The organism is Serratia sp. OLAL2 (assembly GCF_002752475.1).
In the GTDB taxonomy this organism is placed as follows: Bacteria; Pseudomonadota; Gammaproteobacteria; order Enterobacterales; family Enterobacteriaceae; genus Serratia; species Serratia bockelmannii.
In genome coordinates, this window is the sequence record NZ_MSTL01000018.1 from 95,286 (window position 1) to 116,143 (window position 20,858).

Here is a 20,858-nt window from a genome sequence, read left to right on the forward strand (position 1 = left end):
TCCCTTGCAGAACGTCCCTTAGCAAACAGCCTTGCTTTCTTGAAAGTACTTCCATCCGGCTGCGTGGTGTGGCCGGGCTTGATGGAGGACCACCCCATGCGACCCGCTCCCTTGCGGCCCCCTGTGACCGCTTCCACTGCTGCTGTCGCTGTGCCCGCGCAGCCCCAGCGCTATCTGACCAACGACGAAGCTGCAGAATACCTGCGGCTGTCGCCGCGCACGCTGGAGAAACGAGGCATCGGACAGCCATTTCGAGAGCGTCTACCACTTCACGTTGCAATATCTGCCGCCGCAGGAGTCCCGCGCCCACGCTGCGGGTTTGCTGTACGAGAACCGGCCCTCTGAAGGCGTGGACTGGCGCGAGCGCCTGACGGCCTTCGTGGCGGAGACGGATCGGGTCTTTGACCTTCTCGATGGTGTGTTGCCGGAAATCGCCTGGCTGGATGATGGGCAGACGCTGACCTACCTGCATGCGGCCATCTCGACGCGGCGCTATCCGCTGGCGATGCCCGAGGTGCCGTTCCACCTCGATGCGCTGCTGAGCGACTGCGCACTGGCCGGCGGCCTGGCACCGATGCTTGGCGACCAGCACCTGCGGGTGGTATCGGTGCGGGGATTCCCGACATCGACCTGGCCGGGAATGCTGGACGACCTCAACCGCATGGGCTTTGCGTACCGCTGGAGTACGCGCTTTCTTTGCCTGGACAAAACCGAGGCGGAAAAAGAACTCTCTCGCCTGCGCCGCCAGTGGTTCGCCAAGCGCAAGAACGTCATCGCGCTGCTGCGCGAAACCATCTTCCAGCAAGAAAGCCCTCTGGTTGATACCGACGCCAACAACAAGGCAGCCGATGCGGACGCGGCGTTGCAGGAGCTGGGCAGCGATCAGGTAGCCTTCGGCTATGTGACTGCGACCGTGGCGGTCATGGACACGGACGCCGCCGTGGCCGACGAGAAGCTGCGCAGGGTGGAACGTGTCATCCAGGGCCGGGGATTTGTGACCATTCCCGAAACACTCAATGCCGTGGATGCGTGGTTGTCCTCGATCCCTGGCCATGCCTACGCCAATGTCCGCCAGCCCATTGTCTCGACGCTGAACCTGGCGCACTTGATGCCAATGTCGGCCGTGTGGGCGGGCCCCGAGCGCAATGACCATCTCGATGGTCCGCCGCTGATCGTGACCCGCACCGAAGGCGCGACGCCGTTTCGGCTGGTCACGCACATCGGCGATGTGGGGCACACACTGGTGGCCGGCCCCACCGGCATGGTCAAGTCGGTCTTGCTTGCCACGCTGGCGATGCAGTTTCGCCGCTATCCCGGCGCGCGTATCTTCGCCTTCGATATGGGGCGCTCGATGCGTGCCACGATCCTCGGGCTGGGCGGCGAGCACTACGACCTCGGGGTGGATGGCGGGATCGCTTTCCAGCCGCTGGCGCGCATCGACAGCGAGGGCTACCCCACCTGGGCGGCCGAATGGGTCGAAGGCCGCTTGCTGCACGAAGGCGTAGCCGTTGGCCCTGACGAGAAGGCCGCCATCTGGTCGGCACTGGAAAGCCTTGCCGGGGCGCCGGTAGAGCAGCGCACGATGACCGGCCTTTCCGTGCTGCTGCAATCGAACACGCTGCGTCAGGCGCTCGCACTCTATGTGCTTGGCGGCGCGCACGGCAAGCTGCTGGATGCCGAGCATGACCGTCTGGGCATGGCCGACGTGCAGGGCTTCGAGATGGAGGAGCTGATGCACAGCAAGGCTGCTGTCATGGCCGTGCTGCATTACCTCTTTGCGCGCTTCGATGAACGCTTCGACGGGGCGCCCACGCTGCTGATCCTTGATGAAGCATGGCTGTTCCTCGATGACCCGGTATTCGCCGCGCGCATCCGCCAGTGGCTCAAGACGCTGCGCAAGAAGAACGTGAGCGTCATCTTTGCCACACAGAGCCTTGCCGACATCAAGGATTCGAGCATCGCGCCCGCGATCATCGAGAGCTGCGCCAGCCGCATCTTCCTTCCGAACCCGCAGGCAAGCGAGCCGCAGATCCGCACGATTTACGAGGGCTTCGGGCTGAACTCCCGACAGATTGAGATCATCGCCACTGCTACCGCAAAGCGCGACTACTACTACCAATCACGCCTGGGCAACCGTCTGTTCGATCTGGACCTGGGGCCAGCGACGCTCGCCTTTGCAGGGGCTTCCACGCCACAGGACCAACGCGACATTGACGCGGTGCTGGCATCCGCGGACACCCCGTCGTTTGCAGCCGCCTGGCTGCGCCATCGCGGCCTGCCATGGGCTGCGTCCTTGCTTGACCATTCCCCATTCCCAGGAGAAACGCCATGAACGCTCGCCATTCCCTCAAAAGAAAAGGCATTGTCCTTGTCGTAGCCGCCGCACTGTCCGCCGGTGCCGCCATGCCCGCCCACGCGCTGTTCGGCGGCCGCATTGTGTTCGACCCCACCAACTACGTGCAAAACACGCTGACAGCGATCCGCACGCTGGACCAGATCAACAACCAAATCCGCCAGCTTCAGAACGAAGCCCAGATGCTCATCAATCAGGCCCGCAATCTGGCGAGCCTTCCGTCCAGCGTGGTGAACCAGTTGCGCAGCAACCTGGCGACCACGCAGCGGCTGATCGCGCAGGCCAAAGGGCTGGCCTACGAGGTGGCGAACATGGACAAGGAGTTCCAGCGCCTGTACCCCGAGCAGTATGCGGCCACCGTCAGCGGCGACCAGATGCTCAGGGATGCGCAAGAGCGGTGGAGGAACACCCTCACGGGCTTGCGGACCACCATGCAGATGCAGGCCCAGGTGTCGCAGAACCTGGGCGAAGACGAAAGCGTGCTGGCTGACCTCGTGGGCCGGAGCCAGTCGGCGCAGGGCGCGCTGCAAGCCATGCAGGCCACGAACCAGTTGCTTGCCCTGCAGGCCAAGCAATCCATTCAGGCGCAGCGGCTCCAGCTTACGCAGGATCGCGCCGCCTCTCTGGAGCTGGCTCGGCAGGCCGCCGCCGCCGAGCGCGGCCGCGAGGTGACGCGCCGCTTCCTGGGGGCGGGCACGCCCTACACGCTGCAGTCCGTCCATTTCTACAGCCGCTGAGGAGGCCGCCATGAACGACGTGACGGTCATCGACCGCTTCCTGGATACGTTCTCGCGCTACATCGATTCAGGGTTCGGACTGCTGCAAGGCGAAGTCGCCTTTCTCACGGCCACGCTGATCGTCATCGACATGACCATCGCCGGCCTGTATTGGGCCATGAGCCATGCCACCGGCCAGGGCGAGGATGTGATTGCCAAGCTGCTGCGCAAAGTGCTCTACGTAGGCGCCTTTGCCTACATCATCGGCAACTTCAACTCGCTGGCCGGCATCGTGTTCCGCTCCTTCGCCGGCCTGGGCCTGGTGGCCTCCGGCTCGGCCATCACGATGGAAAGCTTCTTGCAGCCGGGCCGGCTGGCCAAGACCGGCATCGACGCCGGTGCGCCGATTCTGGAGCAGCTCAGCGAGCTGGCCGGCTTTCCCGAGGTGTTCGTGAACATCACGCCCATCGTGGTGCTGTTCCTCGCCTGGATGATCGTCCTCCTGTGCTTCTTCGTGCTGGCTATCCAGCTCTTCGTCACGTTGATCGAGTTCAAGCTGACCACGTTGGCCGGCTTCGTTCTGGTGCCGTTCGCGCTCTGGAACAAGACGAGTTTTCTCGCGGAAAAAGTGCTGGGCAACGTGGTGTCTTCGGGCATCAAGGTCTTGGTGCTGGCGGTGATCGTGGGCATCGGCTCCGGCCTGTTTGCCCAGTTTCAAATCCAGCCGGCTGAGCCTTCCATCGACCACGCCTTGGTCATCATGCTGGCCTCGCTCACCTTGCTGGCGCTGGGCATCTTTGGCCCCGGCATCGCCACGGGCCTCGTTTCCGGTGCGCCCCAGCTTGGTGCGGGCGCGATGGCTGGCGCAGCTGTCGGCGCCGCCGGCACGGCTGTGGCCATTGGCGCCGCCACGGCCGGCGTGGGCAGCGCAGTCATGGCCGGGGCGCGCATGGCCCCAGCGGCCGCCAAGCTGGCTGGCAGCGGCGCGCGTGCCGCCTCGTCGGCTGGCAGCAGCGCGAAGTCGGCGTTCCAGACGGGGTCCGCCGCAGCCGGCGGTGGTGCAAAGGGGGTGATGGCTGGCCTGGGCAATGTCGCCAAGGTTGGCGCACAAGCTGCCGGGCGCGGCGCCGTCTCTCAGGTTTCCGCTGCCGGGCAGCGGATTGCTGCACCGTTTCGCGCCGGCTGGAACGGCCCGGCACCTGACGCTGGCGCCTCCGAAGGCCAAGGCACTTCAGGCGAAGGCGCACCGGGCGGAGCCGATGTGCAGAAGAACGAACAGCCTGCCTGGGCCAAGCGGCTGCAGCGCCGCCAGCAACTCACCCAGGCCGCGACCACCGCCGCCCACACGCTGCGCGGTGGCGATGGCGGCGGTTCAGGGCAAGGCCCAAGCCTGCGCGGCACCGATGACTAAAGCCATTCACAAGGAGAACTAACCATGCGATTCAAACGTCCCCAGGTGCGCTATGCCGACAGTCCACAGCCCACCACCCCATACCAGTCTGCCGCTCTGGCATGGGATGAGCGCATCGGCTCTGCCCGAGTACAGGCGAAGAACTGGCGCCTGATGGCATTCGGGTGCCTGACGCTCGCACTGTTGATGGCCGGCGGCCTGGTGTGGCGCTCGGCGCAGTCCATTGTCACCCCCTATGTCGTGGAGGTGGACAGCGCAGGCCAGATCCGTGCCGTGGGCGAAGCCGCCACGCCGTACCGGCCCAGCGATGCCCAGACGGCGCATCACATTGCACGCTTCATCACACTGGTGCGCTCGCTGTCCATCGATCCCGTCATCGTCCGCCAGAACTGGCTGGACGCCTACGACTACACCACCGACAAGGGCGCTGCCGTGCTTAACGACTATGCGCGGGCGAATGATCCGTTCGCGCGCATCGGCAAAGAGTCGGTAACGGTGCAGATCACCAGCATCGTGCGCGCCAGCGACACGTCACTCAATGTGCGCTGGACGGAGCGCCGCTATGTGAACGGCGCGGCTGCAGGCTTGCAGCGATGGACAGCTGTGGTGTCCATCGTGTTCCAGCCGCCGCGCACCGAAGAACGCTTGCGCAAGAACCCCCTGGGTATCTACGTCAATGGCCTGTCGTGGAGCCGTGAATTGGATGTATCCGAAGGAGCGAAGTCATGAATAACCTTTTCTGTAAATCCGTTTTGCCATTGATTCTGCTGACCCTCGCGGGCTGCGCTACGCAGCGCAAACCGCCGCCCGTGATCTCTCTTGACGAGCCTGTGCAGGCGCAGCTGTTGCCTGAGCCTCCGGCGCCGCTGGGAGTGGTAGCCGTGCCCGAGGTGCTACCCATGCCGGCGCAACTGAAGCCGGTGCCTGCGCGAGACGAGTCCGCGTCAGTGGCGGAGCCCGCCGACGAGACCGTGCGTGTTTCGCGTGCCAATGCAGAGGCGCGCGTTGCGCCTACGCGCGAGGGCTACGTCAACGCGATCCAGGTATGGCCCTTCACGGACGGCGCTCTGTACCAGGTCTATGCCGCGGTGGGCCGCGTGACGGTGGTATCGCTTCAGCCGGGTGAAACGTTGGTGACGGTGGCCGCGGGTGACACGGTGCGCTGGCTCGTGGGGGACACGTCTAGCGGTAGTGACCATGGCAATGAGAAGGGGCGGCGTGTGAACGTGCTGGTCAAGCCCATCCGCTCGGGCCTCAAGACAAATCTGGTCATTACCACCGATCGCAGAACCTACCTGCTGGAGCTGACTTCGACGGAGAAGACATGGATGGCATCGGTTTCCTGGGTGTATCCGCGCGACTTGATGCTGGCGTTGCAGCGCCAGGCGCAGGCAGCCAGCGCCGCAGCGCCGGTGGATACTGGGCTGGCGCTGGAAAGCCTGCGCTTTCGCTATGCCATCAGCGGCAGCAATCCGCCGTGGAAGCCGCTGCGCGCTTTCGACGATGGCCAGAAGGTCTATATCCAGTTCCCTGCGCGTATCGCTCAGGGCGAGCTGCCGCCTTTGTTCGTCATTGGCGCACAGGGTGATGGGCAACTGGTGAACTATCGCTTCCGCTCGCCGTACTACATTGTGGATCGGCTGTTCGGCGCGGCCGAACTGCGGCTCGGAGGGGACAAGGGCGACATTGTGCGGATTGAACGCAATGACGGGGCTGCAGGCGCAGCGCGGAGGAACTGACCATGAGCCAGGACAACACTCCACAGGACGACATTCCCGACTTCGCCGCGCCACAGAGGGGTAAGGTGGCACCGGAGGCGGTTGCGCTGCGAGCCCAGCCGCGCCCGGTCACTCGCCTGAACCAGCGCACGCTGGCCATGCTCGCCGGAGGCCTGTCGGCCACCCTACTCGTGGCCACCATCTGGTCGTTGCAACCGCAGCGGCGCGGAGTCAGTGAGCAGACCGAGCTTTACAACGTTGATCGTGTCTCTAAGTCTGAAGGGCTGGATGGCCTGCCTGCCGACTACTCGAAGCTGCCGCCAGCCTTGCCGCTCGACGTCCCCGAGCTGGGGCCGCCACTGCCGGGTGACCTGGGGCCGGCCATCGTGAACTCACAGCAGCCCGCCGTGGCCACCTATGCGGCCCCCAGTCACGATCCCGCCGATGCCTTGCGCAAGGAAGAGGAAGCTGCTGCGGCTTCGCCGGTATTCTTTCGTTCGGGTAATTCAGGCCAGACCAGCCCCACAGCAGCGCAACTGGCGCCACAGGTGCCCGGCAGTGCAAGCACACTTGCAGCCTTCGAGCCGCTCGCCGCCGGGCCGGCTTCGGTGGCGCAGTCATCCGATCCGACTGCTACGCAAAATGGGCAGGAGCAGAAAGAAACGTTCTTGAAAGGCAGTCCTACAGGAACCCAGAATTCCGGTAGCCTGCAAATGCCAGCCTCGCCATACCAGGTCATGGCGGGAACGGTCATTCCAGCAGCTTTGGTGACGGGCATCAACTCCGATCTTCCGGGTGACGTGATCGCTACGGTGACAGAAACGGTCTACGATTCAGCCACCGGCCGCTATCCCTTGATCCCTCCTGGCTCACGCATCATGGGCAAGCACAACAGCCGGGTCAGCTATGGGCAGAGCAGGATTCAGGTGGCATGGAATCGCATCATCATGCCCGACACATCTTCACTGACTATAGACAACTTGGTGGGCACTGATCCGGCCGGGTATGCGGGGCTGGAGGATGGCGTGGACTGGCATTGGGATCGGATATTCGCGGGAGCAGCGCTGACGACCCTGGTGGGGGTTGGCGCCGAGCTGGCCGCCCCGGAAAACCGCCAAGACGGCAACCGCATCATCATCGCCGGCCGCGGCAGCGTGCAAGACACGGTGAACCAAGTCGGACAGGAAGTGACGAGACGTAATCTCAATATTCAGCCGACCTTGACGGCACGGCCAGGCTTGCCGGTGCGCATCATCGTCAACCGCGATCTCGTGCTGCGGCCGTACCAGCCGTTATTTTTCAACCGAGGAGCTTCGCAATGAGCGTGACCAAGAAACTGCGTCTTGGGCCGTTGCCCAAGACGGAAAGTATCAAACTGACTTTTGCATGCCCGGCCAGCTTGAAGGCTGACCTCGATCGTTACGCTGCACTACATTCGCAGACGTATGGTGAGGCAGTCGATGCAATGACGCTGATCCCGCATATGCTGGATGCTTTCATGGCGGGGGATCGGGGATTCAAGAAGGGAATTAGTCCCGAGGCATCGATGCCAAAGGAGGGGGAAAGTACCACGATGTGATCGACCACTGCAGTTCGGCTGTTTGTTCCGTAGAGGGTTGCCAACTCCGGATCTTCGCTCTCCAAGTGGTTGATGGGTTGCGGGATGGCCTGCAACTGCATAGCCGGGCACTACAGGTATGCAGGTGCTTAGGGTTATAAGCCGTCCTGTCCTCTGGGCGACGCCCTTGCATACTTTTCAAATATCATCAAATTTCGTAGTCTTACTCTATAGGAGCCAAGGCTAAGGTTGCTGTCCGATACCGGGGCGATAAACAATTAGGAGAGGTGAATGGAGGAGCAAGCTTGGTTCGAGATGGGGGATATTCGTCGCAGACGGTGGGATACAGCCGTTTGGATTCCTCTTAGACGTAACGAGACATTGGCTAATGAAGGCGACGATTCAACCGTGGGTAGCCTAGAGGAGTTTGACGGCGTTGGTGCGGTCGTCATCTATCCTGAATTTCGCGAGCTTGTGGAGGCGAGATTAGGCTGGCAGGACTTGGGGCTGATCGACACGAAGTCATATGCATCCAAGGACCATCCATACAAGCCGGCTGATGTGGTTTGGTACAACGATGGGCAGCCTATTGGCTTCTCGCTTGTGCTGGTCCACCGCGTCAGCGGAGACCATCCGAACCAATGGATAGTGCACCCTGATCTCGTCATCGCATTGGGGCTGTTACAGGAAGGTGATTCATTACTGAAGGTCGATGAAGGTTATGTCGAGGTCATCCGTCAGCGTCGTAACGCTGTGGGCGAAGTCGTTGCCATTGAGATCAAATCCGACTTTCTACGCGACTATCTGTGCGCTCGAGGTTTGGCTCTGCGACTAGTGCAGTTCCATCAGAGGAGCGAGATCGTAGAGAACATCGACCATCTAAGCTGGGGCGAGAATGGTGCTGAGATTGAAGAGCCTTTTGAGCGCCTCAGTCTGAAAATCCATGCGATTGGCCCCGATGGAGGCCCGCCAGGTGCCGGCTTAGCGGTGTTCAAAACTTGGCGCACTGATGTCGACCCAGAACAAGATGCTCAGGTCTTTGGTGCAGAGACGAATGAAAATACAGGTTATGAGGCTAGGACTTTCGTGCAGCCTGGAGGCCGCGTCGGCTACAGGGTCACTGGCGAGTTGTGGCGAGAGGCTTGGATCGAGCCCAGTGACCACAGCGTTAGAGTGCGAGGCGACAAGCCCGGGGACGGGCTGCGTTATGTTGTTGATGCGGCTGGCACCACGATGACTGCGACGGAGCTAAATCGCGAGGACATTGGCCGTTGGCTGTACTTCCGACCTCAGGTCATCGGGGTACTACTCAGCTATCGCGGTAGCGCGCTGTCTTGGTACACGGAAAGTACAGGCTCTGTGCAGTGTTCGCCAAACGAAGGAGTTCATTTCGGTATTGATGCTGCGGGTTTAGTCAATGTTTACGCAGAAGACATCGCAAATAAAGCCCAGTGGCAACAGCAGGTATGGTTTGGGCACAACGTGGCGCCAGCCGGGCCTGCTTGCGCGGAGTTGCTCGATGCGCAGATGAGGTGCGAACCAGCTAAAACTGAAGCCCCTGAAAACTATTTTCAACGGATGCTGGAAGCCCTCGACGGTGCTTTCGTCAAACTGCATGGCTCACCCCTCTTTCATGACCATCCCGACAAAGCTGGCATGCTGGACACAATACATCGCTTTCGCGGTCTCAATGGCCGCGCCGGCGTGCTGTCCTTGGCTAAGGACATCGCGAGGGCGACGGCGGATGCGATCGACGTAGCTCGGATGCGAGAACTTGTGCCACCAGGCACTAAGCCCGGCCTCGGCTCCTTGAAGCTGCTGGATGCCTATCTTGCTGCGAAAGTGGGGGACGTGAAGTCGCGGGAAATCATGGGGCCACTCGTAGGCGTTTACGATCTTCGTCTCGGCGATGCGCATCCTGCATCAAGCAGCATTGACGGAGCCTTTAAGTTGGCGCGGGTAGACCTAGATGCGGATGGCGTGGAGCAGTGCAAGCAACTACTTAGATCAACTGCTCTTGCACTGCAGGCGATCCTTGAGGCTGTTTGTCAGCCAGCCGCAGCATCGTAGCCAGAGGGGAGGTGGGCGTCGCCGGACTGAGTTTGCCGGTGGTGTGTTATCTAGCTGTCGGCTCCGCAAAGTATGTCGCTGGTCTTCCGGCACTCATGTCTTGCGAATTTGTCATAGATCTTCTTCGTCAAGATCGTCTAGAAGCCCATCTTTGATCTGCTTGTCAATGTGCTGAATGGCGGCGTCGACATCCAGGACGAGCTGGTGAACCTCATCCATCGTTAGTTGATGGATGATCCCGTCGAGGGTCTTGCCATTGCGATGAACAATGTCATGGCGTATTGCGATGGCCTTCACCAGCTTGTCCATGTGTAGCTTTGGAATATCGGTCAGCAGCACATTCTTGTACAGCTTGTTGACGCTTACGATATTGTGGAAGCTCTCTGAGTCGATGACATCAGTAATAAACGAATCCAATTTCTCAAGCCATGTGTAGATGTCGCTCAAGTCAAGATGGTTGCCCTTAAATTTTCCGTGCGCTTCAACGAATCTGCGTTTGATCGCTGGCTTCACGAATACCTGTTTCCTGAGGGTATCAGAGAGATAGGTTTCCATTGCAGAGATCACGGCGGCATAGAGCATGCGAGCCAGTGTTTTGTTATCAGGTGCAATCTGTGTTAACGCCGAGATGTCCTCAAGTGATGCTTTGAAGATGCCATAGAAAGTGGTGAAATCCTGTTTGAACTCAACCAAGTCATCGAAGGCATTTGTCCAGCCACCTGCTATCAGTTCGCTGATGTCAAGAACGCACTCAATATTCTTCGGAAGTACCTCAAGTAGTGCGATTGCGTAGCCCTCGTATGTTTGGCAAGGGAAGTTGTAGTCGCCAGCTCCGGGATTGTCACTGAAATAGTATCCATCGGCGCTCATCATAAAGTTGAGCAACGTGTCACCGAATTCCTTGTCGACCTCACCAAAATGAATTCTTTCTAACTTTTGCTCAACAATTTTTCGAAGCCTCTGTAGCCAGTCGGCAAGTGTCGATTCGGCTAGGATCGGCAACAGTTCTTTTGTCTTGCCATCAGGGTCAATGTCGATCATCTCCTCACAGTCAGATTTCATCTGTGCAAGTTGCTTATTGAACTCCCTCTGGAGGCTTGCCATGTTGTGGCCATCCAACTCCAAGCGTCGCCGCAGGGTTTCACCCGACATCACATACTTATAGAGGGTGTCGCCCGTCGTGGGATTCTTTTCAATCACTCGCTCCTTATTGCGAAAGAACCATGTACTGAAGTGATTTTGAGTGGTGAGGATGGTTTGTCCATCTAACTTGATATCGGCCCAACTGGACATTTAAAAATCTCTATGCAATAAGGAGGCTGTGCCTCAGTTATGAACGGTTTTTTGGTGCTATTTTTTATTGGCCTCATTGCCAATCTATGGCTAGTGACGAGCGTGGTCTACTATCGTAAAATATATGACGATCGAAACCTATCGACAATACCGATGGATGCTGGAGAGCACTCCTTTTAAGGGGAAATACGCCCCATATGAATGGGGGGCACTTCCTCAGGCTCTGCATATGGTCTGGTTGCCCTATAGTCAGATGTTCAACGAGTTCTCCGGAGAATTGGCAAACGCGCTGAACGAGCTCGTAGGTTACACGCATCAGTTGGCTGCTTGGCGCGACCTGCTGGCTCCGATGGCTCAACAGCAGCAACTGGATGCTGCCGTTGATTTCGTTGATCCGGTGGCTACTGTCGCGCTCAATCTGCCATATGTAATCCGTTCGCGCTTCATTTTCGCCTCTGCGCATCTGTGTCATCAAGCCAATCGCGCGAAGCAAGGGGCTATATGGAAGGACGAATTTCCGCTGGATGGGGAGGTTTGGTTCGATGCGGCAGACAAGTACGGGAAAGCTTGGAAGCGTTACAACACTTTCAAGACTCGACTGGAGAAAGTCGGAGCCAAGGACTACCAGGCGGCTACCCACGACTTCCGAAACGCCTACAACCATCGGTTCTCACCTCGGATCGTGCTCGGGATCTCCAATTTGGTGACGCGACAGGTAAACAAGGCTACAGGTGCCGTGACCTACGGCTTTGGGGAGACTCCGGCCCTGACGCTGCCGCATATCGTCGAACACCTGGAAATTCAGTGTGATCGCGCTCATCGAACATTTGAGTCTTTCCAAAAGTTGGTCAGGGAGCACGAAGCCGCGATCCGCCTCCACAACACCGCGTCCCTAGCTTCTGTGAAAGCGCCCTCCCATGTAAACGGTGTTTAAGGAAGACGCAGTGCCTTTGAGGCGCGTTATCCTGGAAGGTGAGTAATGCATTTCCGTTGGTGACGATGCCTCGAACGCGCAGCTTTGGGCCGTGCGTTCTTCGTTCTTGGAGACGAGAGGGTATCCGCCGTCTGCGAGCTATTGGCACTGATGCAGCATGCTCAGGCTTCCTATCGCGATGCTCCTATGTGGCACCTAGCCCACAATGACGTTCTTCTGTAAGGTGATCAAAGTAGGGCTAACTCCACGTCTTATATAGTCTTTTTTCTATCAATCTGCATTCGCCAATGCTTGACGTGGATCTTTTTTTATTTTGCGGATGATTAGTGCTGTGCATCGGGCGAGAAGTTGAAGACTTCGCCCGGAGTAATACCGCAGTTTAAAACGCGCACCGCATTATTGCCACTTCCGGGATTGACCAGGATATCGTGGATAGTGCGATTGTTGTTCATGACAAAACGCGCGTAGTAGAGGTTGCCGATGCGTATCCAGGGAATCGCTTCATTGCTCTCGACAGTGTCGGTATAATTATCGTTGTACGAGCGGGCCCAAATGCCAGTCGAAGCTTGCGCGGTAGATTGATCGCCGATAGAGGATGCGATGGCCCAGAATGTTCTCAATCCCATGCTCCGATGAATACGTTGACCCAAACCTTTATAAGCCGGGTTGTCTCCATTGGCGGTCAGGATATTGCTATCCGCCGTCAGATTCCCGTCAATAAACCAGCCAACAGGCTGTTTGTCAGCACCGATGGCGATCATGTTGCTGTTCGTCAAACAATTTAGCGGAGCCGCATGTAGCTGATAGCTGCGTTGCGCAATGCTCAGTGTGCCTCTAAGAATGTTGTAACCCGCTTCATTGTTCAGACTGCCGTTCGTCCACATTGGCATGACGGTGTTGCTGAATGAAAGTTGATACCCGCCGTTCGCTTCGAAGCGAATGGCCTGAGGGGAGAGTGAACCCTTCGGTCCATTAGCGGTAGCGAAGTTAACATTACTGATTTGCACTGGGGTGATATTTGATTGGCCAGTAGACTTTCTTAATACCAGGAACCCTCCAATGGTATCACCATAGTCATTAATATAAGAACCGTTGGCGATTTGAATATTGGCGGAGGAATCCGAGTCGATATCAATTCCGGTACCATTTCTGTCTGCCATGAAATTGCTCAGGCTAAGGCCGCCTAAATAGGAGGTTCCTTGTGTTGTAGTTTTGATAAAGATCTTTTTGCCATAAGAGAATACATTCACCATAAACGTATTGTCGTGGCGATCGAGATTGAAAGCACAAGAACCGGCTACGGCGATAGAGGCAGTCACCGCGTTTTCTGTCGGGCGCACGACGTTGGCATTGACGTGAACATTGGTAAATCTGTTGATGTCCCTGCTTTCATAAACCCTGTAGTCGCAGCGTACTGCCCAACCGTAGATATTCTCAAAGCTGTTGGCTTCTCCACGAGCTTCAACAAAATCATAGGCGCCTACATAACGGCAGTTGGCGACTGACAGAGCGCCGGTTGCGGTAATGGTGGCTCCGTATGGAACAAACGCCTCCGGCTGGGTGGCAGTATATTTCTGATCTGGATAGAGGAACGACCACCCATCAAAGACAACGTTCTTATCGCAGGCGAAACAAACCGTACCTGCCGGCTTTTTGATGATGAAAGCACTATCGTCAGCAAGGCCTGCCCGATTAGGGCCATTGTTTGTAAGACTTGCAGGGCCTTGAGCAATACCGCGGCGGGATCCTCTGACTGTGACGCCATTTGCGACGTTGATAGGTTGAGTGCTGGTCAGCAGATATTGAGCATTTTCCGAAGCATAGACCACTTTGTTTTTTAAACTCGCGGCATAGTTTAATGTCGCGCTGATTGCTGCGTCAGAGGCGGAAGTGCCACTAGGATCGGCACCGAAGTGATCGAAAGTCAGTTTCTGATCCAGTCGTTTCCAGCGCGCTCCTCCCGTTGTAACCACCACGGTACCGTTATTGTCCGCACTGTTTGTATCCGTTTTCGCATAATAGAATTCGCCGCCTCCGGTGAAGTGTCCAGCGGTGTGAGAAACTAAAAAGACAATCTGGTCATCTGTAACTGGCGTCAGATTACGCAATTCACTGATGTTATTAACACTAATCATATTGTTCATGAAATTTCTCCTGTTGGTTGGCAACACTATTCTCAATCAGGCTGGACGTTTCAAAAAGTCGATGAGGTTTGCTGGGTGCTGATACAGCGTGAAGTTCAGGCCGCGGAAAGTGGAGCATGGATTGGCCTGGTACCTTGTAAAGACGCAGCACCGTTTCAACGCTGTTATTCGGTCGGTGGCCCCATCTCTTCTTGCGCTCGCTATGCCCTGCTGATAAATTTGTGAGTTAAAATCCTTTAAATATCATGATATTAAATGATTTTTTGGTATTTATTTGCGTGGTGAATGATTTGCGCTCTGCCGCTCATTATCGCGTCTGCATTTTATACCTGCTCACCGCCGGTTTTATGGCCGGAACATCACAGCATCAATTGAGGAGAGCCGTCGGCGCAGCCACAGAACACGCCGACGGCGGACTTTACAAGGAGATAACGATAATGACCCGAACGGCACACTGTTTGACCGCTGCACTTTTGCTGACGTTGGCCCTGACCGGCTGCCAGACCGCCAAGCGGCCTGTTTCTACATTAAGTAAGCCGCCCAGCGCGGAAGAAGTTGCCGAGCAAGACAAACGGCAGCGTGAAGCTGAGCGCATGCAGCAGTGCCAGCGCGAACTGGATGCCATGCGCGGTATGGATAACGAAAAATACCAAAAATTCAAACGCGAGTTCGATACTTTGATGGGCGGCGCGGCGCAGTATGCCGGGGTACGCCAGCGGGTCAACACGGGCACGCAGGAAACCGTTGACGCCCTGTATCGTTATCGCACCAGCCGTCTGTGCGCAGACATCAGTTCTGCCATGATGACCGGCCTGGCTGAGCGCGGAGAACGCGCCCAATGACTCTCCGTGCGAGAAAGGCGCTACTGAGCCTGATGATAGCGTTGGCGTTTGCGCCGGCGGTGGTCGCTGCGGATGACGACGTGCCGGCGTTATTGCAGTTTGCCGAACGCTATCAGCGGCAAGATGCACCGGCAGCGGATACCGCAGTCACTCAATCCCAGGCCCCACAAAAGTCAGCATCCCGGCCGGTTCAAACGCGTGAGACGGCGGCGCATAAGAAGCAGCTGGCGCAGTGGCAAAAGGCGCTGCGCGAGAAAGAGGCCCGATTGGAGCAACAGCAGGCGGTAATTCAATCACTGCAGCAGGAGCTGACCGCGTTGCGCGTCGCGTCCACCCTGACGGCTGCCGACAAACCGTCACCGGCGCCCGATCTGAGCGCGTTGAGCAACTTCGCCAGCGGCGTGCGGCAGGCGCTGAACCTGACGCCGCAGGAGCGTAAGGCTCAGGCGCAGATCGCCGAAACGCAAGCGGCGTTAGCGCGGCAAAAGCAACAAACCGCGGAGCGCGATCGGCGTATTGCCTTGCTGGAACAGCGGCTGGCGGTGCTGCCTGGCCAGGCGGATAACGCCTGGCAGGAGAAATTGGCCGCGGTGCAGACCGCCCACGATAAAGCGCGCCAACGTTATGAGCAGGATAAAAAAGCGGCCGCCGCTGAGCTGGAACAGCAGAAGGCCGAGGCTGCCAGGCTGACGGGCGAACTGCAGCAGCAGCTGGCGAAACTGCAAAAAGAGCAGGTGGATCAACGGCAGCAGGGGGGGCAGCAAGAGCAAAGCCTGAAGACGGCGCTGGCGCAGCAAAAGGCGGAAGCCGCCAAGGCTGCGGGTGAACTTCAACAGCAGCTGGCGCAGGTGCAAAAAGAGAGGGATATCGTACGCCAACAGGCTGAGCAGCAAGAGCAAAGCCTGAAGACGGCGCTGGCGCAGCAAAAGGTCGAAGCCGCCAAGGCTGCGGCTGAACTTCAGCAGCAGCTGACTCAGCTGCAGAAAGAGCGTGATGGTCAACGCCAACAGGCTGAGCAACAAGAGCAAAACCTGAAGATGGCGCTGGCGCAGCAAAAGGCCGAGGCCGCCAAAGCGACGGGTGAACTTCAGCAGCAGTTGGCAACGCTGCAGGGAAAAAACAAAACGCAAACCGAGCAGGCTAAGGTGCTGGAACAGCGTCTGGCGGCGCTGACGACGGAAAACGCACAGACAGTGCAGCTACGAAATAAAGCGGCACAACAGGCGGATAAAACGGCGACGGAGCTGGCGGCCGCGCAACAGGCACAGCAAGCCTTGCGCGAGGAACTGGATGGGCTGAGATCGCGGGCTAAATGGCTGCCGGAGAGTCAGACGCTCAAGAAAAAGCCGGAGCAACAGAGCTACGCCGCCGGTGTCGCTTTGGGGCGCGATATTCAAACGATGCTGGCGGAACGTAAAAATTGGGGTATCACGCCCGACAAAACCGTGCTGCTGGCGGGCGTGATCGATACCTTCAGCGGCCATTACCAGTTGAGCGATGCGCAGTTGACCAGCGCACTGGCGGAGTCGGAAAAAGCGGTAAATGACGCCAGAAACCAGGCGGCGAAGACGCAGACCAGCAAGGGTGAGGCGTTCGTCGCCGAGTTTAAAAAGAAGAAGGGTACGCAGAAGTCGCCTGCCGGTTTCTGGTATCGCATCGATTATGCGGGTGATGAGGCCATTAAGGAAAACGCGCGGGTGGACATCGTGGTGAAAGAAAGTTTAACCGACGGTCGCGTGATTCAGGATATGGATCGCAGTGGGAAGGTGATGTCCCAGCCGCTCTCCGCCTATCCGCCGTTGTTCCGCGAGGCGATCGGCCACCTGAAAAATCACGGCTCGCTGACGATGGTGGTGCCGCCGGCGTTGGCGTACGGTGAAACCGGCTATGCGCCGCAGATCCCGCCGAACGCGACGATGGTCTATGAGCTGCGAATTGTCGATGTCAGTAACGGGTGAATTCGGGCCGGCGCAGGCCGGCCCGATTAGCGAGTACTAGGGTTTTTTGGCGGTCAGTACGGCGCGCAGGGGCGCCGGATAGCCTTCGACCGTTTTGCTGCGATCGTTCGGATCGAGGAATTCGGCCAGCGACTCGCTGGTCATCCAGTCGGTGCGGCGCTGCTCCTCGAGGCTAGTGACGCACATATCGGCGATCTTCACGTCGACGAAGCCACACTTCTCTAGCCAGCACTTCAGCGCTTCGGCGGAAGGGATGAAATACACGTTGCGCATCTGCGCATAACGATCGCCCGGCACCAGCACCTGGTGGCGATCGCCTTCCACCACCAGCGTTTCCAGCACCAGTTCACCTTCAGCCACCAGCTGATTTTTCAGCTGATACAGATGATCAAGCGGCGAGCGGCGATGATACAGCACCCCCATCGAGAACACGGTGTCGAACGCCGCCAAATCTGGCAACTGCTCGATGCCGAGCGGCAGCAGGTGGGCGCGCTGATCGCCGCCCAACAGCTTGCGCACCGCTTCGAACTGGCATAGGAACAGCTGCATGGGATCGATGCCTACGGCGAAGTGGGCACCGGCGCCGATCATGCGCCACAGGTGATAACCACTGCCGCAGCCAACGTCGAGAATGGTGCGGCCGGCCAGCGGAGAAATGTGCGGCAGCACGCGATCCCACTTCCAGTCGGAATGCCATTCGGTATCGATATCGATGCCATACAGCGAGAACGGCCCTTTACGCCACGGCATCAGGGTGCGCAGCATTTTCTCGATGCCTTCGAGCTGGCCCGGCGACAGGCCGGGCTCCATTTCGGCGCGCACGCCGTGCAGCAGATCGAGGCGGGTTGGGGTCAGCGTCGGCAAATGTTCTACCGAGTTGAACCACTGTTTGAATTTGCCGTGCAGCGATTCGCGTTGCCAGGCGCTGAGCTGCGCGGGCAGGGTATCCAACCAATGGCTGAGGGGACTCTTGGCAATATGCTGATAGAAATCACCGAACTCGATCATTGCGCCTCTCCCGCTTTCAGGGCGATCAGCGAACCGAAGTTGAAGCACTGGAACCACACTTCGGCATGCTCGAACCCGGCCTGTTGCAGTCGCGCTTTGTGCGCTTCTACCGAGTCGGTGAGCATCACATTTTCCAGCATGCTGCGTTTTTGGCTGATCTCCAGCTCGCTGTACCCGTTAGCGCGTTTGAAATCGTGATGCATGTTGAACAGCAGTTCGCCGACTTCGGCGTCTTCAAAGCTGAATTTCTCCGACAGCACCAGTGCGCCGCCTGGGCGCAGGCCGCGATAGATTTTCTCCAGCAGACGCAGGCGATCGGCCGGCTCGAGGAACTGCAGCGTAAAGTTCAGCACCACCATCGAGGCGTTTTCGATGTCGATGTCGCGAATGTCGGCTTCGATGATGTCGACCGGCGTGTCGGCGCGGAAGGCGTCGATATGGCGGCGGCAACGTTCCACCATCGCCGGCGAATTGTCGACGGCGACGATAGTGCAGCCAGGCACCTTGATATTCCGCCGCATCGACAGCGTCGCCGCGCCCAGCGAGCAGCCCAAGTCATACACCCGGCTGTCGGGTTGCACAAAGCGTTCGGCTAGCATACCGATCATCGAGATGATGTTGGAATAGCCGGGAACGGAGCGTTGGATCATGTCGGGAAACACTTCGGCGACGCGTTCGTCGAAGGTCCAGTCGCCCAGTTTGGCGATGGGGGCGGAGAAAAGGGTATCGCGGTTTGGCATAGCGGCAAATCAGTTCAGAATTCGAAGCTGCGTAGTCTAACAGAAAAGCGTAAAAAAGCGGAGCGGAAGCAGGCGGCGCGGCCGCCTGATGATAAAACGGGATCAATGCAGGCTGAAAATTAGATCCCAGGGCAGATAGAAGATATTTGCCAGAACCATCAACAACAAAGAGATATAGGTTGCGGCCATGCCTGAACGACGCCAGCGAACCTCGCGGTTGCGCAAACCGTAGTAATGCACCAGTCGCCCGGCCATCAGCATCAGGCCGCAAAGGTGAATCATCCAGATTTCCGCGCCGTTCATCTCCATGATCACCAGCAATACGGCAGCGATAGGAATGTATTCAACGGCGTTGCCATGCACGCGGATGGCGGTCTGCAATTCGTAAAAACCGCCGTCGCCGTAGGCTACGCGGTACTGCATCCTTAATCTGACTACGTCATAAGAGAGTTTGATCAACAACAATGCGCCGAGCACTACATAAAGCGCGCTTACCATTTTTAACTCCGTTCCCTAACCAAAACTGGCAGCCAGCATCATAGCCGTCATTGTATTCACTGTCGCGGGGAAATATTTGATGTTATTGGTCAGATTAATAGGTCAAAACAGTGCATCTTGCTCTGGCCAGTCCGGCGGCGCAGGCAAATCGGGGATCGCCCGGCGCAGCTGCTGCCAAATTTTTTGCGCTTGCTGGGGTGAATCGCCGTTGTCCGGCGTATGAATAAACAGATACGGTTGATGTTGTTGCTGCCACAGCGGCAGTTTTTGCTGCCAGGCTTCGAACCAGCGCAGGTTGTCGGCCAATTGGTCGCCGCCGATAAAGCGCACCAGCGGTTGGTCGGCGGTGACCAGAGCGTGCACCGGCAGCTTCGGTTTTTTCTGCTGGGCATCGCGCACGGCGGCGGTATGGGGGGCGGCGTGATGCACCGGGCGGCTGTCGAGGATCACCCGATTGATGCCGCGCTGATGCAGCCCCTGATTCAACGCGCGCTCTTCCTCGCCTTTGGCGAAAAATGCCGGATGACGCACTTCGACGCCGTAGGTGAATTCTTGCGGCAGGCTTTCGAAGAACTGCCACATGCGCGGCAGCTCGTCGGGGCCGAAGGCGGCGGGCAACTGCAGCCACAATTGCCCGATGCGTTGATGCACCGGGCTCAGGCAGTGGTAAAACGCCTGCAGCTCGGCGGCGCAGTTGCGTAGGGCGGCCTTGTGGCTGATGTCCGACGGGAATTTGAAGCAGAAGCGAAAATCGTCGCCGGTCATGTCGCGCCAGCGCTGCACGATGTCCAGCTTCGGCAGCGCGTAGAAGGTGGTGTTGCCTTCCACGCAGTTGAAGTAGCGGCTGTAATCCGCCAAGTCACGCAGCCCGATACGATTCCAGGCTGAATGTTGCCACTGGGGCAGTCCGATGTAGATCACGGCGTCGTCTTCCTTTACTTATCCTTGGCTTATCAGGCTACAACTTAACGTTACCGGTCGAGCGCGGCAAGAATTTCGCCGGTGTCGCGCACTCGCGCCAAACGCGGGAAGATGTGTTCGAACGCGAAACGGTGCATTTCCGCGTTCTGCGCGCTGCAGACGTCTTCGGCGATCACCAGCTCATAGCCGTGTTCCCAGGCGGCGCGGGCGGTGGATTCCACGCCGATATTGGTGGAAATACCGCCCAGCACCACAGACTTGATGCCGCGACGGCGCAGCTGCAAGTCCAGATCGGTGCCGTAGAAGGCGCCCCATTGGCGCTTGGTGATCAGAATATCGCTGTCGCAGACCGCCAGCGGCGCGGGGAACTCCCACCAGCTGGCCGGCAAACCGCCGGCGGGCGCGGGAGCCGGTTTATCCACCGGTTGTTTCAGCGCTTCGGCGAAGGAGTCTGACCAACCGACGCGCACCAACAGCACCGGCGCGCCTAGCAGACGAAAACGCGCGGCCAGCAGGGCGGCGTTCGCCACCACCTGCTCGGCGCCGTGCGGGCCGCCGGCGTAGGGCAGAATGCCATTTTGCAAATCGATCAGCACCAGAGCGGTGGTTTGGGCGTCAAGTTTCAGCATGGATTTCATCTCGTTGCGAAGTGGATAAAAACTGTTCGGCGCGTCGGGCGAGCTGCGTTCGGCGC

Annotated in this window: 17 protein-coding genes and 2 pseudogenes; 12 read left to right on the plus strand and 7 right to left on the minus strand. The window is 58.5% G+C overall.

The features are described from left to right. Nucleotides 1-96: 96 nt before the first annotated feature. The 9 genes and pseudogenes from BVU99_RS13950 to BVU99_RS13990 all read left to right on the plus strand — a co-directional run. Nucleotides 97-258: pseudogene (locus BVU99_RS13950) on the plus strand (DNA-binding protein); the annotation flags it as partial. Next, a pseudogene (trbE, locus tag BVU99_RS13955) lies at nucleotides 212-2,332 on the plus strand (conjugal transfer protein TrbE); the annotation flags it as partial. The pseudogenes BVU99_RS13950 and trbE, both read left to right, overlap by 47 nt. Next, entirely contained in the window at nucleotides 2,329-3,090 is a 762-nt protein-coding gene (gene trbJ, locus BVU99_RS13960) for a P-type conjugative transfer protein TrbJ (RefSeq protein WP_099817169.1), read from the plus strand. The pseudogene trbE and the gene trbJ, both read left to right, overlap by 4 nt. 10 nt (nucleotides 3,091-3,100) lie before the next feature. Next, nucleotides 3,101-4,480, plus strand: a complete 1,380-nt coding sequence (gene trbL, locus BVU99_RS13965) for a P-type conjugative transfer protein TrbL (protein ID WP_099817170.1) — start codon at nucleotides 3,101-3,103, stop codon at nucleotides 4,478-4,480. Nucleotides 4,481-4,504: 24 nt separating this feature from the next. Continuing rightward, nucleotides 4,505-5,209: a conjugal transfer protein TrbF gene (gene trbF, locus BVU99_RS13970; RefSeq protein ID WP_099817171.1), complete on the plus strand. Its 705-nt coding sequence runs from the start codon at nucleotides 4,505-4,507 to the stop codon at nucleotides 5,207-5,209. Continuing rightward, entirely contained in the window at nucleotides 5,206-6,219 is a 1,014-nt protein-coding gene (gene trbG / locus BVU99_RS13975; protein WP_099817172.1) for a P-type conjugative transfer protein TrbG, read from the plus strand. The genes trbF and trbG overlap by 4 nt, the downstream gene beginning before the upstream one ends. A 2-nt stretch (nucleotides 6,220-6,221) precedes the next feature. After that, nucleotides 6,222-7,520 carry a TrbI/VirB10 family protein gene (locus BVU99_RS13980; protein ID WP_099817173.1) on the plus strand — a complete coding sequence of 433 codons (1,299 nt, stop codon included), beginning with the start codon at nucleotides 6,222-6,224 and terminating at the stop codon, nucleotides 7,518-7,520. Further along, nucleotides 7,517-7,777 carry a DUF2274 domain-containing protein gene (locus BVU99_RS13985; protein WP_099817174.1) on the plus strand — a complete coding sequence of 87 codons (261 nt, stop codon included), beginning with the start codon at nucleotides 7,517-7,519 and terminating at the stop codon, nucleotides 7,775-7,777. Before BVU99_RS13980 ends, BVU99_RS13985 begins: the two co-directional genes overlap by 4 nt. A gap of 270 nt (nucleotides 7,778-8,047) precedes the next feature. Next, complete coding sequence (locus BVU99_RS13990; RefSeq protein WP_099817175.1) at nucleotides 8,048-9,826, plus strand: hypothetical protein; 1,779 nt, start codon at nucleotides 8,048-8,050, stop codon at nucleotides 9,824-9,826. A gap of 111 nt (nucleotides 9,827-9,937) precedes the next feature. Here the strand turns inward: BVU99_RS13990 and BVU99_RS13995 are convergent, their stop codons facing one another. Next, the gene (locus BVU99_RS13995) at nucleotides 9,938-11,119 is read right to left on the minus strand and encodes a HEPN/Toprim-associated domain-containing protein (RefSeq protein ID WP_099817176.1); all 1,182 of its coding nucleotides are present in this window, start codon (nucleotides 11,117-11,119) and stop codon (nucleotides 9,938-9,940) included. Nucleotides 11,120-11,243: 124 nt separating this feature from the next. On the opposite strand from BVU99_RS13995, the gene BVU99_RS14000 reads away from it, so the two are divergent. After that, entirely contained in the window at nucleotides 11,244-12,053 is an 810-nt protein-coding gene (locus tag BVU99_RS14000; protein WP_099817177.1) for an integrase, read from the plus strand. 323 nt (nucleotides 12,054-12,376) lie between these two features. Here the strand turns inward: BVU99_RS14000 and BVU99_RS14005 are convergent, their stop codons facing one another. Continuing rightward, a complete protein-coding gene (locus tag BVU99_RS14005; RefSeq protein ID WP_099817178.1) occupies nucleotides 12,377-14,197 on the minus strand; it encodes an exopolysaccharide biosynthesis protein in 1,821 nt (606 codons plus the stop codon). A 437-nt stretch (nucleotides 14,198-14,634) separates the two neighbouring features. Here BVU99_RS14005 and BVU99_RS14010 point away from each other — a divergent pair, with 437 nt between their 5' ends. Further along, nucleotides 14,635-15,039 carry a hypothetical protein gene (locus BVU99_RS14010; RefSeq protein WP_025303133.1) on the plus strand — a complete coding sequence of 135 codons (405 nt, stop codon included), beginning with the start codon at nucleotides 14,635-14,637 and terminating at the stop codon, nucleotides 15,037-15,039. Then, nucleotides 15,036-16,997 (plus strand): FKBP-type peptidyl-prolyl cis-trans isomerase N-terminal domain-containing protein, encoded by a 1,962-nt coding sequence (locus BVU99_RS14015; RefSeq protein ID WP_099817179.1) that lies wholly within the window; start codon nucleotides 15,036-15,038, stop codon nucleotides 16,995-16,997. The genes BVU99_RS14010 and BVU99_RS14015 overlap by 4 nt, the downstream gene beginning before the upstream one ends. 36 nt (nucleotides 16,998-17,033) lie before the next feature. Here BVU99_RS14015 and cmoB read toward each other — a convergent pair whose 3' ends face one another. The 5 genes from cmoB to BVU99_RS14040 form a co-directional block, all read right to left on the minus strand. Further along, nucleotides 17,034-18,005 (minus strand): tRNA 5-methoxyuridine(34)/uridine 5-oxyacetic acid(34) synthase CmoB, encoded by a 972-nt coding sequence (cmoB, locus tag BVU99_RS14020; RefSeq protein ID WP_025303131.1) that lies wholly within the window; start codon nucleotides 18,003-18,005, stop codon nucleotides 17,034-17,036. Continuing rightward, nucleotides 18,002-18,745 carry a carboxy-S-adenosyl-L-methionine synthase CmoA gene (cmoA, locus tag BVU99_RS14025; RefSeq protein WP_099817180.1) on the minus strand — a complete coding sequence of 248 codons (744 nt, stop codon included), beginning with the start codon at nucleotides 18,743-18,745 and terminating at the stop codon, nucleotides 18,002-18,004. The genes cmoB and cmoA overlap by 4 nt, the downstream gene beginning before the upstream one ends. 102 nt (nucleotides 18,746-18,847) lie before the next feature. Beyond that, nucleotides 18,848-19,243: an MAPEG family protein gene (locus BVU99_RS14030; protein WP_004932387.1), complete on the minus strand. Its 396-nt coding sequence runs from the start codon at nucleotides 19,241-19,243 to the stop codon at nucleotides 18,848-18,850. 102 nt (nucleotides 19,244-19,345) lie between these two features. Next, a complete protein-coding gene (locus BVU99_RS14035) occupies nucleotides 19,346-20,161 on the minus strand; it encodes a DUF72 domain-containing protein (RefSeq protein ID WP_089180536.1) in 816 nt (271 codons plus the stop codon). A 53-nt stretch (nucleotides 20,162-20,214) separates the two neighbouring features. Beyond that, nucleotides 20,215-20,793, minus strand: coding sequence for a hydrolase (locus BVU99_RS14040; RefSeq protein WP_043143030.1), 579 nt, complete (start codon nucleotides 20,791-20,793; stop codon nucleotides 20,215-20,217). Nucleotides 20,794-20,858: the final 65 nt, after the last annotated feature.